We start from the raw sequence: 14,267 nt of genomic DNA on the forward strand, positions 1-14,267 counted from the left end.
CTCCGTGCGGGCTCCATCGCCCGCCGTCACAGCTCGAACTGCGGGGTCTCCAGCGTGCGTTCCTCGTCGCCGTCGAGCGTGGTCAGCCGCACGCGGCTGAGCCCGGGCGGGACGTCGTCGAACTGGAAGCGCCCGGTCTCCGCGGGCGTCGTGGTGCGCGTGCGGTCGCCCTGGGCCAGCACGATCCGCGCGGCGGTGGTGTCGACCCAGCCGTCGACGCGGCGCCGTCCGGACGCGGTGGTGGTCACGTGCAGCAGGATGCTCGTGGTGCCGTCGCTGAACTGCAGCGTGAGCGCGTCGGCGTCTCCCCGCACGGCGCCGAGCTGCCCCTCCACGAGGGTCAGCAGCGCGTACTCGCGGTTGAGCCCGTCGGCGGCGACCGCGGCGACCATGCGGTCGATCAGTCCGGCCGGCACCGGGTCGATCTCGTCCCACACGGTGCGCAGGCGCGCGAACAGGCGGGCGTCGTCGTGATCGCTCATGAGCGTCCCCCTCCGGTGTGCGGCGCCGGGGCGTCGAGCAGGTCGCGCAGCTTGGCGAGGCACCGGCTGCGGGTCGGCCCGATGCTGCCGACGGGCATGCCGAGGTCGGTCGCGAGGCGGGCGTAGTCGGGACGGTCGTCGAAGGCGATCACGCGGAGCAGGCGCTGGCACCGCTCGGTCAGGCGGCGCACGGCGAGCCAGAGTCGGCGGTTCTCGTCGCCGAGCGTCGCGTGGTCCTCGGCCGAGGCCTGTTCGGGCAGGAGGGTGTCGAGGTCGTCGGCCTCGGTCGTGGCGATGCGGCCGTTGGCCTTCGCGGCCTTCCACGCCTCGCGGCGGGCGGTCGTGGTGAGCCAGGCCGACACGGCGCGCGGGTCGGCGATCGAGCCCTGACCGCGGACGAGCCGCAGCCACGTGGTCTGCACCACGTCTTCCGCGAGGGTGCGTTCGAGCCCGTAGGCGCGGACGACGTGCCAGAGCACGGGCGACAGCAGTCGCACGAGCTCATCCATCGCGCGGCCGTCGCCTTCGCGCCATGCGCCGAACAGGTCAGCGGCACGTTCCCACCGTGCCCGGCCGTCGTCGGATGCAGGATCGAGGGGGGCGGCGCCGGAGGCACCGTCGATCATGAAGCCCATTGTGATCACACCTACCAGGAGCGCGGCAAGAGTCCGGTGATACATGAGGGCGGGCTTTCCACAGCCGGATCGTGGATGGTATCGTTATTGATACCATCCACGATCATGGGATCTGTGGAAGGCCTCGTTGCACGCATGCGGGCGCAACCGAAAGGCGTGCGATTCGCCGACCTCGTGAAGGTTTGCGATCATCACTTCGGAGAGCCGCGGCAGCGCGGCACCTCCCACCGCGTGTATCGAATGCCTCGGGCAGGAGACCCGCGGGTGAACATCCAGAGCGATCACGGAACGGCGAAGGCCTACCAGGTCCGGCAGGTCCTGGCGGCGATCGACAGACTGAAGGGAGCGGGACATGTCGACAGTGAAGCCTGACCACTACGCATACCGCGTTCGATGGTCCCCGGAGGACGCCGCGTATGTCGGCACGGTTGCCGAGTTGCCTTCGCTGTCCTGGGTGTCGGAGGACCAGGGCGACGCGTTCCGGGGTATCCGACAGCTCGTCGCCGATGTGCTCGACGACATGACGGCGAACGGGGAGGAGCCGCCCGTGGCCATCTCCGACCGCTCCTACTCCGGCAAGTTCCTGGTTCGGCTCACACCGGAGGCGCACCGTCGGCTGGCGATCGACGCGGCGGAGCAGCACGTGTCGCTCAACCGCTTGGCCGTCAGTCGACTGATCGGCGCCTGACTCCCGCCCGCCCTCGCGCTACTCGGCCGCGAAGGTGGCCGCGTGCTCGGCCCACCGCGCCTCGACCGGGAGGGCACGCAGCGCGCGATTGCCGAGCGCGAGCGCGGCCGCGACCAGGCACAGGCCGGCGCACACGAGGATCGTGCCCTCGCGGCCGAGCCAGGAGAGCCCGAACCCGGCGATCAGCGGGGCCAGGGGCATCGCCCCCATCGCGAGCACCCCGATGGCACTGTTCGCGCGGCCGAGCAGCCGCGAGGGTGTCGCGACCATGAAGTAGCCGAGGAGGGCGGCGTTCAGCGCGGGGAGCAGCAGGACCGACACGCCGAGCACCACCGCGATCGCCCAGGGCTCGCGCACCGTGGTGAGCGCGACCGCGCCGAGCGCGACCACGGCGAGGCCGCCCACCGTGAGGATGCCCGCGGGGACGCGCGGCACGAGCAGCGGCGCCAGCACGGCCCCGACCAACATGACCGCGCCGATCACCGCGCTCAGGGTGCCGATCCGCAGTTCGGAGTGTCCCGCCTGCTGCAGCGCGTACACGACGGTCGTGATGGCCGCGTTGAACCCGAGGTTCACGATGGTGAGGATGATCATCACGCCACCGAGGTCGCGGCGGGAGAGCAGCCAGGTGAAGCCTTCCCGCAGCTCGCGCCCCGCGTGGGGACGCAGGGCCGGCTCGTCCGCCGGCGCGTCGTCCTCGGCTCCGGTGTCGGCGATCCCCGCCCGTCGCGTCTGCCGGCGCAGCATCCAGGCGGTCACCGCGGCGACGGCGTGGCACAGCGTCATGACCGCACCGACCACCCAGCCGCCGAGGCCGAGGAGCAGTCCGCCCAGCGGGCCGCCGGCGAGCTGGAGCGCCGCGTCCCTGCCCTGGTTCGCGGCCTGGGCGCGGCCCATCGCCTCGTCGGGCACGATTTCCTTGAGCGCGCTCTCGCCGGCCACGTCGAACAGGCCGCTGCGGGCGGCGAGCAGCACGTCGATCACGAGCAGTGACGTGAAGGTGAGGGCGTCGCCGATCGCGAGCAGAGTGAAGGCGCCCGCGAGGACGATGCCCAGCAGGGAGCCGAGCAGCATGAGGACGATGCGCCGGTGGCGGTCGGCGAGCACGCCCCCGGCGAGCGTGAGCAGCACGCGGGCGACGAGTCCGGCGGCGCCGATGATGCCCGCCTGCGCGGGGTCGTTCGTGATGAGGAGCGCCAGGAGCGGGACGGCGAAGCCGAACAGGGAGGCGGCGAGCCCCTTGCTGGTGTCGCTCACGAGCCAGGTGAGGTAGCGGGTGTTGCGCCACAGGCGGTGGGGGGTGGTGGCGGTGGTCATGGCTCGACCATAGATGCGCAACATAAATTGCGCAACTAGAGGTGTGCAATTGTCCGCCGGTAGGATCGGGGTATGGCCGACGACGCGGGGACGAGCGCGGGCGACGACGCCGTCTTCATGACCTCGGCGATGCTGAAGGCCTACTCGCATCCGCTGCGCCGCCGGATCCTGCGCCTCATCGCGCGCCGCGAGCACCTGCGGGCCGCCGACATCGCCGCCGAGCTCGGCGTTCCCGCGAACAGCGCGAGCTTCCACCTCCGGGTGCTCGCCGACGCCGGACTCATCGAGGAGGCCCCCGACCGCGCGCGCGACCGCCGCGACCGGGTCTGGACCGGACGCAAGCGCGCCCTCAACCTCGGCGACCCGCAGAACCCGGTGGCCGATGAGGCGCTCGGCGGCGCGGTGGTCGCCGCCCTGGCGGAGGAGCACGGCGAGCTGGTGCGCCGCGTGCTCGCCTGGAGCCCCGACTACGTCGCCGGCCGCACGACCGAGGTGCACGCGTCGTTCGTGCAGCGCACGATCCGCCTGACCGAGGCCGAGTTCGAAGACGTGATGCGCCAGGTCAACGACGTGCTGTCGGCGGCCGACGACGCGCACGACGCCACAGACCCCGACGGTCGTTACTGGCAGCTGGACATCGTCGTCGCCGACGACACCATCTGACTCACCCGTCGCCCTGACTCACTCGTCGCCCTGGCTCACCCGTCGCCGTGACTCACGCGTCGCCGTCCGGGCGCTCGCCGCTGAGGATCAGGATCCGCCGCAGGTGCATCGCCGTCAGCACGCCGGGACCCATCGTGCTGCGCGCGTCGAACGTGCGGTCGTCCACACGCTCCAGCAGCAGGCGGGTCGCCCGCGCGGCCTCACCCCGCCGGCGGTGCGCCTCGCTCGAGCCGGGATCGGGTTCGGCGATCACGTCGGCCACCGCGTGACAGGCCGCCGACAGGGGCTCGGGCAGCGCGGGGTCGAGCGGGATGGCGGCGGGCCGGTCCCAGATGGTGTCGGCGGTCGCATCGGCGATGTCGCGGATCAGATGGGCGATGCGGTCGAGCGTCGAGAGGTCCTCGTGGATGTGCGCTGTCCCCACGTGCCGGCGTCGCGCGCGTGGGTTGTACCGCACGCTCTCGTCGGCCTCGGCCAGCGCCGCCCGCAGATCGGCGGTGGTCTCGGCGAGGGACGCCGCGTCCTCCGCCCACTGTGCGGTCTCCGGCGGCCACGACTCCGACACCGCGTACCCGATGTCGTGCAGGTGCTCGCCCAGCTGCGTGCGGAAGGACTCCACTCTCGACGCAGCCGCCGCGGCGAGCGGTGCGGGCGCGATCAGCAGGTTCACCAGGAGCCCGATCACCACGCCGACGGCCATCTGCGCCAGGTACCCCACCGAGTAGTCGTCGGCGTTCTGTCCCCCGATGATCAGCACGAACAGCGCGGCCATCGGCACGTACTCGCGCCCGGCGCCGAACCATCCCGTGCCCGACAGCAGCACGCCCAGACCCACCACGAGCGGGATGGTCCACCACGTCGGACCGACGGTGAGCACGATCAGGGCGGCCAGGCCGATGCCCGCGGCGAGCCCGAACAGCGTCTGCAGGCTCGAGCGCATCGAGCCCATCAGCGTCGGGTACATGCTCACCAGAGCACCGAGCGGCGCGTAGTACGGATACTCGTCGGTGACGCCCGGCATGTGCGGCGCGACGGCCCACGCGAGCCCGACCGCGAGCGCCGTCTTCGCCACGAGCAGCAGCCGCGGCGGTCGCACGGCGTCGCGCAGGGTGCGCGAGAGGTACGACCGGCGTTCGCGCAGGCGCAGGCGCGGGTGGTCGCGGAGGCGGCGTTCCTCGGGCGTCACGGCATCCTCTCTCCTCGGACGGGCGGGTTCTGCTCCTGGACGTTACGCGCGAACGGACGGCGGAGGAGTGGGGTTGCCTCCGCTGCGGTCTGCGGGTAGTGCCCGGACGCACGGATGCCGCGGCCCGCACCGAGCGCGCGGCCGCGGCATCCCTCGTGCCGGGTGGTCCGATCAGGGGATGGTCCGCCGGAAGGCGAGGAACGAGACGCCGGTCAGGACGGCGGTGATCACCAGGCCCCACACGGCCAGGCCGAGGGCGCCGAGGTCCATGATCGTCGCGCCGACGTGGTTCCACAGGTCGAGCCGTGTCGCGAGGAACACCAGCCCCACCAGGATGAGCCCCAGGCCGATGCTCACGATCAGCAGCACCAGCTGACCCCAGCTCTTGTAGATCGTCGCGCCGGTGAAGCCGACCACGAAGAAGAACAGGGCGAGCGTGAAGAACACCACGAAGGCGCCCAGGGGTCCCGCGTCCCACAGCCACGGCAGGTAGAACAGGTAGCCGTTGACCCCCCAGCCGTCGGTGAGCATCTCGATGCCGCCGCCGATCAGGAAGAGCACGCCCATGATCGCGCTGCCGAGGGTGGCCGTCAGCATCGTGCCGAAGAAGAACTCCCGGCGCGTGATGCTCATCGCCTGCGAGAACGGGAACGTGAGGGTCATCGCCGACATGCCCACCGCGAAGAAGTACCAGAGCGGCGCCTGGCCGCCCCCGCCGTACTTGGGGGTGTCGACGGGGATCATCGCGTAGATCAGGATCGAGATGATCGTGGCCGCGCCGAGGATCATGAGCGGGTACCAGATGAAGGTGCCCTTGTTGATCAGCTGCAGGCGGATGACGTTGAACGTGCGCATCAGCGGACCTCCTCCTTCACCGCACCGGCTCGGTCGGCGGCGGCGTCGTTCTTCTGGGTGAGCCGGACGACGAGCTGCTGCAGCGACACCGGCGTGAGGTCGAGGCCCGCGGCGACGACCGCGGAGCGCTCCTCGGGCGAGAGCCGGCCCATGACGGTGACCGAGGCCACCCGGCCGAGCTCGTCGCGGTGCAGGATCTCGCGGCCCTCCGCCCAGGCGTCGACCTTCGCGGCCTCGCCCACCACGGTCACCGCGCGGTCACGCACGGCATCGGTGTCCTCGTTCAGCAGGATCCGTCCGTTGTCGATCACGATGACCTTCTCGATGAGGTTCGACACCTCGTCGATCAGGTGCGAGGACAGGATGATGGTGCGCGGGTGCTCGGAGTAGTCCTCCACCAGGCGGTCGTAGAAGATCTGCCGGGCGACCGCGTCGAGCCCGAGGTACGGCTCGTCGAAGAAGGTGATCTCGGCGCGCGAGGCGAGTCCGATGATCACGCCGACCGCCGAGAGCTGTCCACGCGACAGCTTCTTGATGGTCTGCTTCATCGGCAGCTGGAACTCCGCGATCAGCTCGTCGGCGAACGCCTGGTCCCAGTTCGGGAAGAACAGGCTCGCGGCCTTGAACGCGTGCTTCGGGTAGGCGTCGTCCGGGTATTTCTGGCTCTCGCGCACGAAGCAGATGCGGCCGAGCACGTGCGCGTTCTCGTAGGGGTGCTCGCCGAACACCTTCACGGTGCCGGACGACTCGAAGTTCTGGGCCGTGAGGATCGACATGAGGGTCGTCTTCCCGGCACCGTTGCGGCCGAGGAGCCCGTAGATCGAGCCCCCTTCGAGGGCGAGCGAGACGTTGTCGAGCGCCCTCTTCTCCTTGTAGCGCTTGGTGAGGTTCTGCACCTCGATGACGGCGGTCATGCGGGGTTCTTCCCTTCTGGGGTGGGGGTGTGTGCGGCGCGCTGCCGGAGCAGGTCCGCGAGGTCTTCCGCGCCGAGGCCCAGCGTGCGGGCTTCCGCGAGGAGCGGGTCGATGTAGCGGTCGGCGAAGGCCGCGCGGCGCTCGCCGAGGAGCAGGTCCCTGGCGCCTTCCGAGACGAACATGCCGATGCCTCGGCGCTTGTGGAGCACTCCCTTTTCGGTGAGCATCGCGACTCCCTTCGCCGCCGTGGCGGGGTTGATGCGGTAGAACGCGGCGAGCTCGTTCGTGGAAGGAGCCTGCGCCTCCTCGGCGAGTGAGCCGTCGAGGATCGAGTCCTCGATCTGCTCGGCGATCTGGAGGAAGAGCGGCTTGCCTTCTTCGATCACGAGTCCTCCGCTGGGTTGGTGGGTTACTTACTCGACTAAGTAACCATGTAACCCACGCGCGTGTCAACCCTCGGGATCGCGACGATCAGCTCCGGTCGTGCCGCGACTCGTGCCACTCCTCCACGATCTGCCGCATGCGCGCGGACAGGAACCGGAAGAATGCGGCCAGCTCGACCGCCCGCGTCTGCGCGTCGGGATCGTCGCCGTGCGCGCCCGCGATGTCGTCGATGTACTCCGCGAGCCGCGCGTACACGGGAAGGTTGCCCACGATCGAGCGGTAGAAGGGATCGTGCACGAACGCGTACCGGTCACGGCGCTCACCCGGCCGCGGGCGCCGCTGGATGAAGTGCAGCTGCTGCAGGTAGCGCACCGCCCCCGACACCGCCGCGGGGGAGACGCCGAGCCGCTCGGCCAGCTCGGCCGCGGTGTACCCGCCCTCGGGCGCCGCGACCAGGGCCATCATCACGCGCGCCGGCATCCGCGGCATCCCCGCCGCCGTGAGCATCGCCGCCGCCTGCTCCGCCGGTTCCACGCCCCGGTGCTCGCGCTGCTGCTCGGCATCGCCCGCCGTCGCGTCCGACCCGTCGTCGGCGTTCGCGGCCTCCCCGCCCGGTGCCCGCGTCATCGCACTACCCGCCCGTCGCGAGCTCGCGCCGACGCATGAGCGCCAGGGCGCCCGCCGTGGCCCCGGCGACCACGAGCACGAGCCACCACAGCCCGCGCACGTCGACGCCGTCGCCGTCGACCACCGGGGTCACCGCGAACGGGGAGAGGTTCGCGGTCCAGTCCGGCAGCCCGAACAGCGGGCCGAACATGCCGAGCAGCGCCGCGAGCAGGACCAGGATCCACGCCACGGGGATGGTCGCGCGCGGCAGCACCACGAACACGAGGGCCGTGAGCGCCACGAACACCACCGCCGCGACCGCCTGTCCCGCGCCCGCCACGGCCACGATGCGATACAGCTCGCTGTCGCCGTCGCGCGACCACACGCCGAGCCAGCCACCCAGCACGGCGGCGGCGACCACGATGAGCACCGCGCCCACGCCGACGATCACGTGGTCGGCCAGCCAGCGCACCCGTCCGGTGGGGGTCGAGAGCACGAGCTCGACCGTGCCCCGCGCCTCCTCCTGCCGCGCGCGCACCACGGTCTGCACCGCGCAGCAGGCCGCGAGGATGCCCAGCAGCGTGAAGAACACGGTCACCACGACCTCGTCGAGCCCGCCGGTCGCGCCGCCGATCTTCTCCAGGATGTCGGTCACGGCGGGATTCTCGCCCGCGATCTGGTCGACCACGCCGCCCAGGGTCGTGGCGAGCAGCCCGGTGAGCAGTCCGCCGACCGCCCACCCCACGACCGCGCCCGAGGTGAGTCGCCACACCAGCGCGTGCGGCGACGAGAGGGCGGGCCGCGCCGCGGAACGGCCGGGGCGTTCGGCCACGAAGCCCGCGTCCACATCGCGCAGGCCCTGCAGTGCCAGGGCCCCGGCGGCCAGGACGAGGCCGAGCGCCAGTCCCAGGACCGCGGGCCAGGCCGCATCGACGTCGTACGGGCGCGTCTGCTCCGCCCAGCCGAACGGCGACAGCCACGCAGGCCAGGCGCTCGCGATCGCGGTCAGCTCATCGTTCGGGGTCCCGGCGGCGTTGCCGATGCCCCGGAGCAGGAAGGCGGCCACGAGCACCCACACAGCCGCGGAGTTCGCGCCGCGCGACGTGCGCAGCAGCTGCGCCGCGAGCAGGGCGATCCCGAGGAAGGCGACGCCGCAGGAGGCGGCCGCGGCGCCGGAGAGCAGCGAACCGGCGACGGGCAGCCCGGTCGCGAGCAGGGCGACCGCGGTCAGCGCACCCAGCACGACGTTGGCGAGGAGGCCGTGCACGATCGTCGCGACGGTGGGAAGGTGTCGTCCGGCGGGTGTCGCCCACACGAGCTCGGCGCGCCCCGACTCCTCGTCACCCCGGGTGTGCCGCACCGCGAGGAACGTGCTCATGAGGGCCGCCAGCATCGCCAGCCACGGCAGGATCTCGAAGGCGAGGAACGCGCCCTCCGAGGTGCCGGACGGCAGGCCGCGGAACATCAGGATCACCGGGTTCGCGAGCGCCGCGGCCAGGATGTTCTGCCGGTCGGCCAGGGTCGAGTACGACTGCGTGACGCCCGCATACCCCGCGAACGCCATCAGCGCTGTGCCGAGGATCCACAGCGGCACCTGCACCCGGTCGCGGCGCATGCGCTGGCGCAGCAGCACCCCGAAGCGGTCCATCACGCACGACCCTTCGCGTGGCGGGAGCGCCGGGTGGACGGCTCCGCGTCGGACCCGCCGTCCTCCGCCGCCTCGAGCGTCGCGAGGTCGTCGCCGTAGTGCCGCAGGAACAGTTCTTCGAGTGAGGGCGGAGCCACGCGGAGGTCGGAGATCCCGAGCGTGGCGAGGGCGGGCAGCACCGCGGCGGTGCGGTCGCTGTCGACGGTGAGGCGGAAGCGGTCGTCGTGCACCGTGGCGTCGTGCACCTCGGGGATCGCGGCGACGCGGTCGAGCGGGACACCCGGGGCCGTGAACGACACGTCGCTGCGGGTGAGGTGCCGCAGGTCGGCGAGCGTGCCGGTCTCGACGATGCGCCCGGCGCGGATGATCGACACGCGGTCGCACAGCTGCTCGACCTCGCTCATGATGTGGCTCGACAGCAGCACGGTCGCGCCGTTCTCGTGGGCCCGCGCGACCTCGCGCTGGAAGATCACCGCCATGAGGGGGTCGAGCCCGCTGGTCGGCTCGTCGAGGATGAGCAGGTCGGCCGGCACGGCGAAGGCCGCGATCAGCGCCACCTTCTGGCGGTTGCCCTTCGAGTACGCGCGGCCCTTCTTCCGCGGGTCGAACTGGAAGGCCTCCAGCAGCCGGGCCTTCTCGCGCCGGTAGGCGGCGTCGTGCGTGCGGGCTCCGCGCAGCCGGGCGAGCAGGTCGATGGCCTCGCCCCCGGAGAGGTTGGGCCACAGGCTCACGTCGCCCGGAACGGAGGCGATTCGCCGGTGCAGCTCGACGGCCCGACGCCACGGGTCCTCGCCGAACACGGTCACCGCGCCCCCGGTGCGGCGGGCGAGGCCCAGGAGGATGCGGATCGTGGTGGACTTGCCGGCGCCGTTCGGCCCGAGGAATCCGTGCACCTGACCGGACTCGACGCTCAGGTCGAGACCGTCGAGGGCGTGCACGTGCCCGTAGTGCTTGGTGAGGCTCTGGGTGGCGATCACGGTGCTCATGCGCGGGAGCGTACGCCCGCTTCACGAACTTGTGAATCCGGTGAAGCGGACGCATGCGGAATCCTTACGGCGCCCGCGTACAGTGGGCTGGTGCCGGAGTTCCCCTACGCCCGCCTGCGCCGCTGGCCCGACGTCGAGGCCGAGAACCTCCAGGCGCACGACGCCACCGATCTGCTGCTCGCGTCGCGGGCGCTCGACAGCGGGATCACCGGTGCCGAGACCGCCGTGATCGGGGACGAGTACGGCGCGATCACCCTGCCGCTCGTGGCGTCCGGGCTCCGGGGGATCCGGGTGCACCAGGACCTCGCGACCGGGCGCCGCGCGCTCGCCCGCAACGCGGCGGAGCTGGGACTCGAGGGCTTCACGACGCACGAGCTCGACGAGACGCTGCTGCGCGGGGCACGGCTCGTGCTGCTGCAGCTACCCAAGGCGCTCGCGGAACTGGAGCAGATCGCGGATGCGGTCGCCCGCTGGGCCGCGCCCGACGCGGTGCTCGTGGCCGGGGGTCGCGTCAAGCACATGACCCTGGCGCAGAACGAGGTGCTGCGGCGGAGCTTCGGGGACGTGCAGCCGCAGCGGGCCGAACGCAAGTCGCGGCTGCTCGTGGCGTCGCAGCCCCTGGCCGTCCCCGCGCAGCCGCCCTTCCCCGTGCGGGCCGCGCACGACGGCCTCGCCCTGGTCGCGCACGGCGGCGCGTTCGCCGGACCCCGCCTCGACATCGGCACGCGCGTGCTGCTCGAGGCGCTCGCGCTCGACGGTTCACAACGCCGGAGAACCGCTCGCCCCGGGGCTGCATCCCCGCCGGAGCTGCCGGAGAACGAGGGTTTCTCCGGAGTCGTGAACGCCGAGGATCCGCGCCGGGTGCTCGATCTCGGCTGCGGCACGGGCGCGCTCGCGGTGTCCTGGGCCCTCGCGCACCCCGGGGACGCGGTGACCGCGACCGATCGCTCGGCCGCGGCCGTGGCCTCGACCCGGGCGACCGCGGCCGCGAACGGCGTCGCCGACCGCGTCACCGTGACCCACGACGACGCCGGATCCGACCTGCCCGACGGGGCGTTCGACGTGGTGCTGCTGAACCCGCCGTTCCACCTCGGCAGCAGCGTGCACACGGGGGCCGCGACCCGGCTGTTCGAGGCCGCCGCGCGACTGCTCCGGCCGGGCGGCGAGCTGTTCACGGTGTACAACTCCGGCCTCGCGTACCGCCCCGAGCTGACGCGGCTGATCGGGCGGACGGAGCAGCTCCGACGCACCCCGAAGTTCACCGTGACGCGCAGTGTGCGACGCCCGTGAACCCCCGTCGCCGAGATTGCTAGACGCTCGTACTATCCCCCGGTCAGCACCGGAAACCCGGGCACGTTCCCGGCCCAGGATTTGTCCCTGACCGGCCATTTCGTTACGTTGGTCTGTGGGCCTGACGGCCCGAAGACCAGTCCGCGACCACGTCCTTCTTTCGATGAGCTGTGCTGCGAAGAGGCGTGGGCGTACGGTCGGTCCTCTCTGCGGCGGATCCGAAATCCACCGCCCGCGCCGCCACAGCGATGATGTCGAACGGCCTCGTGAGGATCACCCGGACGTGACCGAAGCAGGCTCAGCCACCCGAGGCCGAGCCGCAGGGGAAACGTGTCCGACATCGCACTCGAAGCGCGCCATCTGTACAAGGTGTTCGGGAGGAATCCGAACGCCGCCGTCCGCCGACTGAAGGCGGGTGAGAGCCGCGCGGCCGTCGCCGACGCGGGCACCGCCGCCGTCATCGACGCCAGCTTCACCGTGAACCGCGGTGAGATCTTCGTCATCATGGGCCTGTCCGGATCGGGCAAGTCCACCATCATCCGCATGCTCAACGGCCTGCACGACATCACCGACGGCACCGTCACGGTCGGCGGCGACACCATCACGGGCATCCCCGCGGGTCGTCTGCGCGAGATCCGCCGCGACCGCATCTCGATGGTCTTCCAGCATTTCGCCCTGCTGCCGCACCGCACGGTGGCCGCGAACGTGGCCTACCCGCTCGAGCTCAAGGGCGTCGCGGCGGCCGAGCGGCAGGCGAAGGCCGAGGAGATCCTCGCGCTCGTGGGCCTCGAGGGCCAGGGCGACAAGCTGCCGTCCGAGCTCTCCGGCGGCATGCAGCAGCGCGTCGGCATCGCCCGCGCGCTCGCCGCCGACAGCGACATCCTGCTGATGGACGAGGCGTTCAGCGCGCTCGACCCGCTGATCCGCCGCGAGATGCAGGAGCAGCTGCTGGAGCTCCAGCAGAAGCTGCACAAGACCATCGTCTTCATCACGCACGACCTCAACGAGGCCATGTTCCTCGGCGACCGGATCGCCGTGATGCGCGACGGGCGCATCGTGCAGATCGGCACGCCGGAGGACATCCTGATGGACCCCGCGAACGACTACGTCGAGCAGTTCGTGCAGGACGTGGACCGTGCCCGCGTGCTCACCGCCGCGAACGTCATGGAGCGCCCGCGCCCCGTGGTCGCCGAGACCGCCGGCCCGCGCACGGCCCTGCGCCAGATGCGCGACGCCTACATGTCGGCCACCTACGTGGTCGGCAAGGACCGCCAACTGCTCGGTGTGGTCACCGACCGCGATGCGGTGAAGCTCGTGCGGCAGGGGGTGACGCGACTCGACTCCGTGATCAAGCCCGTGCTGCAGAGCGTGCGCGAGGACGACGTGCTCATGAACCTGTTCGTGCCCGCGGTGGAGTCGCCGCTGCCCCTGGCCGTGACCGACGCCGACGGGCGACTGGCGGGCGTGATCCCCCGCGTGACCCTGCTCGCCGCCCTCGGCCCCGGCCCCGGCTCGACCGAGGAGATCCTGCTGCCGATGACGCCCATGCCGCAGGCCGAGATCGACGCGGTGCTCGACGACGGGTGGACGGCCGAGCCGCTGCCCACGACACCCGAGACGGAGGAGGTGCGCTGATGGACGGATTCCGCATCCCCCTGGGCGACTGGGTCGCCGCCGGAGTCGACTGGATCACCGCGAACCTCGACGGTCTGCTCGACGTGGTGTCGTTCGTGGTGAGCTTCCTCGTGGACGGCCTCACCCGGCTGCTGCTCACCCCGCACTTCGCCGTGATCATCGTGATCGCCGCCCTGCTCGCCTGGGTCGTGCGGTCGTGGAAGCTCGCGATCGGCGCGGCCGTGTCGTTCCTGCTGATCGTGGCGATGGACCTGTGGGTGCCCGCGATGCAGACCCTCGCCCTGGTGCTCGTCGCGGCGATCGTGGCGGTGCTGATCGCGGTGCCGCTGGGCATCTGGTCGGCGCGCAACGCCACGGTCCGGGCGGCCCTGAAGCCGGTGCTCGACTTCATGCAGACCATGCCCGCGTTCGTGTACCTGATCCCCGCGATCGTGTTCTTCGGCATCGGCGTGGTGCCGGGACTCGTGGCGACCGTGATCTTCGCGCTGCCTCCCGGCGTGCGCCTGACCGAGCTGGGCATCCGCGGCGTCGACTCCGAGACCGTGGAGGCCGGGCATGCGTTCGGCGCCACCCCCGGCCAGATCCTCCGCGGCATCCAGCTGCCCCTGGCGATGCCGACCATCATGGCCGGCGTCAACCAGGTGATCATGCTCGCGCTGTCGATGGCCGTGATCGCCGGTATGGCGGGAGCGGACGGCCTCGGGAAGATGGTGGTCGAGGCGATCTCGACGATCAACATCCCGAAGGGCGTCGAGGCCGGTCTGGGCGTCGTGCTGATCGCGGTCTTCCTCGACCGGGTCACCGCCGCGCTGGGGGCTCCGGGCGAGAACCGCTCGTCGCTGTGGGGCCTGTGGAAGCGCCGCCGGTCGGGCGCGGGTTCGGGCGCTGCGCCCGCCGCCGCCGCGACCTCCACCGCCGCGACCCCCGCGTCGTCCGACGCCGTCGAGCCCGAGCTCACTCGCGCCTGACCCCACCCCA

At 71.7% G+C, this 14,267-nt stretch carries 15 protein-coding genes; 5 read left to right on the forward strand and 10 right to left on the reverse strand.

The features are described 5' to 3' along the window. Positions 1 to 26 precede the first annotated feature (26 nt). Complete coding sequence (locus KZC56_RS05965; protein ID WP_136032244.1) at positions 27 to 482, reverse strand: hypothetical protein; 456 nt, start codon at positions 480 to 482, stop codon at positions 27 to 29. Next, on the reverse strand, positions 479 to 1,108 hold the full coding sequence (locus KZC56_RS05970; protein ID WP_247638090.1) for an RNA polymerase sigma factor: 630 nt from the start codon (positions 1,106 to 1,108) through the stop codon (positions 479 to 481). The genes KZC56_RS05965 and KZC56_RS05970 overlap by 4 nt, the downstream gene beginning before the upstream one ends. Before the next feature lie 361 nt (positions 1,109 to 1,469). Between KZC56_RS05970 and KZC56_RS05975 the strand changes: the two genes are divergently transcribed. Beyond that, positions 1,470 to 1,805: a type II toxin-antitoxin system HicB family antitoxin gene (locus KZC56_RS05975; protein ID WP_136032239.1), complete on the forward strand. Its 336-nt coding sequence runs from the start codon at positions 1,470 to 1,472 to the stop codon at positions 1,803 to 1,805. Between the two features lie 18 nt (positions 1,806 to 1,823). Here the strand turns inward: KZC56_RS05975 and KZC56_RS05980 are convergent, their stop codons facing one another. Then, positions 1,824 to 3,122 carry an MFS transporter gene (locus KZC56_RS05980; protein WP_247638091.1) on the reverse strand — a complete coding sequence of 433 codons (1,299 nt, stop codon included), beginning with the start codon at positions 3,120 to 3,122 and terminating at the stop codon, positions 1,824 to 1,826. A 72-nt stretch (positions 3,123 to 3,194) separates the two neighbouring features. Between KZC56_RS05980 and KZC56_RS05985 the strand changes: the two genes are divergently transcribed. After that, positions 3,195 to 3,785 (forward strand): winged helix-turn-helix domain-containing protein, encoded by a 591-nt coding sequence (locus KZC56_RS05985; protein WP_136032234.1) that lies wholly within the window; start codon positions 3,195 to 3,197, stop codon positions 3,783 to 3,785. Between the two features lie 52 nt (positions 3,786 to 3,837). On the opposite strand, the gene KZC56_RS05990 is transcribed toward KZC56_RS05985, so the two are convergent. The 7 genes from KZC56_RS05990 to KZC56_RS06020 form a co-directional block, all read right to left on the reverse strand. Then, entirely contained in the window at positions 3,838 to 4,971 is a 1,134-nt protein-coding gene (locus KZC56_RS05990; protein ID WP_247638092.1) for an FUSC family protein, read from the reverse strand. Between the two features lie 171 nt (positions 4,972 to 5,142). After that, positions 5,143 to 5,826 carry a hypothetical protein gene (locus KZC56_RS05995; RefSeq protein ID WP_247638093.1) on the reverse strand — a complete coding sequence of 228 codons (684 nt, stop codon included), beginning with the start codon at positions 5,824 to 5,826 and terminating at the stop codon, positions 5,143 to 5,145. Continuing rightward, complete coding sequence (locus KZC56_RS06000; protein WP_136045128.1) at positions 5,826 to 6,740, reverse strand: ABC transporter ATP-binding protein; 915 nt, start codon at positions 6,738 to 6,740, stop codon at positions 5,826 to 5,828. Before KZC56_RS06000 ends, KZC56_RS05995 begins: the two co-directional genes overlap by 1 nt. Then, the gene (locus tag KZC56_RS06005; protein WP_136032229.1) at positions 6,737 to 7,126 is read right to left on the reverse strand and encodes a GntR family transcriptional regulator; all 390 of its coding nucleotides are present in this window, start codon (positions 7,124 to 7,126) and stop codon (positions 6,737 to 6,739) included. The genes KZC56_RS06000 and KZC56_RS06005 overlap by 4 nt, the downstream gene beginning before the upstream one ends. Positions 7,127 to 7,211: 85 nt before the next feature. Then, positions 7,212 to 7,751, reverse strand: coding sequence for a GbsR/MarR family transcriptional regulator (locus tag KZC56_RS06010; RefSeq protein ID WP_247638094.1), 540 nt, complete (start codon positions 7,749 to 7,751; stop codon positions 7,212 to 7,214). 4 nt (positions 7,752 to 7,755) lie between these two features. Beyond that, a complete protein-coding gene (locus KZC56_RS06015) occupies positions 7,756 to 9,378 on the reverse strand; it encodes an ABC transporter permease (RefSeq protein WP_247638864.1) in 1,623 nt (540 codons plus the stop codon). Further along, positions 9,378 to 10,364, reverse strand: a complete 987-nt coding sequence (locus KZC56_RS06020) for an ABC transporter ATP-binding protein (RefSeq protein ID WP_206252069.1) — start codon at positions 10,362 to 10,364, stop codon at positions 9,378 to 9,380. Before KZC56_RS06020 ends, KZC56_RS06015 begins: the two co-directional genes overlap by 1 nt. Positions 10,365 to 10,454: 90 nt before the next feature. On the opposite strand from KZC56_RS06020, the gene KZC56_RS06025 reads away from it, so the two are divergent. The 3 genes from KZC56_RS06025 to KZC56_RS06035 all read left to right on the forward strand — a co-directional run bounded on the left by KZC56_RS06025 (position 10,455) and on the right by KZC56_RS06035 (position 14,257). Next, a complete protein-coding gene (locus tag KZC56_RS06025; protein ID WP_247638095.1) occupies positions 10,455 to 11,654 on the forward strand; it encodes a class I SAM-dependent methyltransferase in 1,200 nt (399 codons plus the stop codon). A 330-nt stretch (positions 11,655 to 11,984) separates the two neighbouring features. Then, complete coding sequence (locus tag KZC56_RS06030) at positions 11,985 to 13,289, forward strand: quaternary amine ABC transporter ATP-binding protein (protein ID WP_136032223.1); 1,305 nt, start codon at positions 11,985 to 11,987, stop codon at positions 13,287 to 13,289. Continuing rightward, positions 13,289 to 14,257 carry an ABC transporter permease gene (locus KZC56_RS06035; protein ID WP_247638096.1) on the forward strand — a complete coding sequence of 323 codons (969 nt, stop codon included), beginning with the start codon at positions 13,289 to 13,291 and terminating at the stop codon, positions 14,255 to 14,257. Before KZC56_RS06030 ends, KZC56_RS06035 begins: the two co-directional genes overlap by 1 nt. Positions 14,258 to 14,267: the final 10 nt, after the last annotated feature.

Origin of the sequence: Microbacterium sufflavum, from assembly GCF_023091155.1 — a bacterium.
Taxonomy (GTDB): domain Bacteria; phylum Actinomycetota; class Actinomycetes; order Actinomycetales; family Microbacteriaceae; genus Microbacterium; species Microbacterium sufflavum.

Excerpts from the sequence above, each read along its gene's own strand:
- KZC56_RS05965 (WP_136032244.1), bottom strand. The coding sequence starts at position 482 with ATGAGCGATCACGACGACGCCCGCCTGTTCGCGCGCCTGCGCACCGTG.
- KZC56_RS06015 (WP_247638864.1), bottom strand. The coding sequence starts at position 9,378 with ATGGACCGCTTCGGGGTGCTGCTGCGCCAGCGCATGCGCCGCGACCGG.
- KZC56_RS05995 (WP_247638093.1), bottom strand. The coding sequence starts at position 5,826 with ATGCGCACGTTCAACGTCATCCGCCTGCAGCTGATCAACAAGGGCACC.
- KZC56_RS06020 (WP_206252069.1), bottom strand. The coding sequence starts at position 10,364 with ATGAGCACCGTGATCGCCACCCAGAGCCTCACCAAGCACTACGGGCAC.
- KZC56_RS05985 (WP_136032234.1), top strand. The coding sequence starts at position 3,195 with ATGGCCGACGACGCGGGGACGAGCGCGGGCGACGACGCCGTCTTCATG.
- KZC56_RS05980 (WP_247638091.1), bottom strand. The coding sequence starts at position 3,122 with ATGACCACCGCCACCACCCCCCACCGCCTGTGGCGCAACACCCGCTAC.
- KZC56_RS05975 (WP_136032239.1), top strand. The coding sequence starts at position 1,470 with ATGTCGACAGTGAAGCCTGACCACTACGCATACCGCGTTCGATGGTCC.
- KZC56_RS06010 (WP_247638094.1), bottom strand. The coding sequence starts at position 7,751 with ATGACGCGGGCACCGGGCGGGGAGGCCGCGAACGCCGACGACGGGTCG.
- KZC56_RS06035 (WP_247638096.1), top strand. The coding sequence starts at position 13,289 with ATGGACGGATTCCGCATCCCCCTGGGCGACTGGGTCGCCGCCGGAGTC.
- KZC56_RS05970 (WP_247638090.1), bottom strand. The coding sequence starts at position 1,108 with ATGATCGACGGTGCCTCCGGCGCCGCCCCCCTCGATCCTGCATCCGAC.
- KZC56_RS06000 (WP_136045128.1), bottom strand. The coding sequence starts at position 6,740 with ATGACCGCCGTCATCGAGGTGCAGAACCTCACCAAGCGCTACAAGGAG.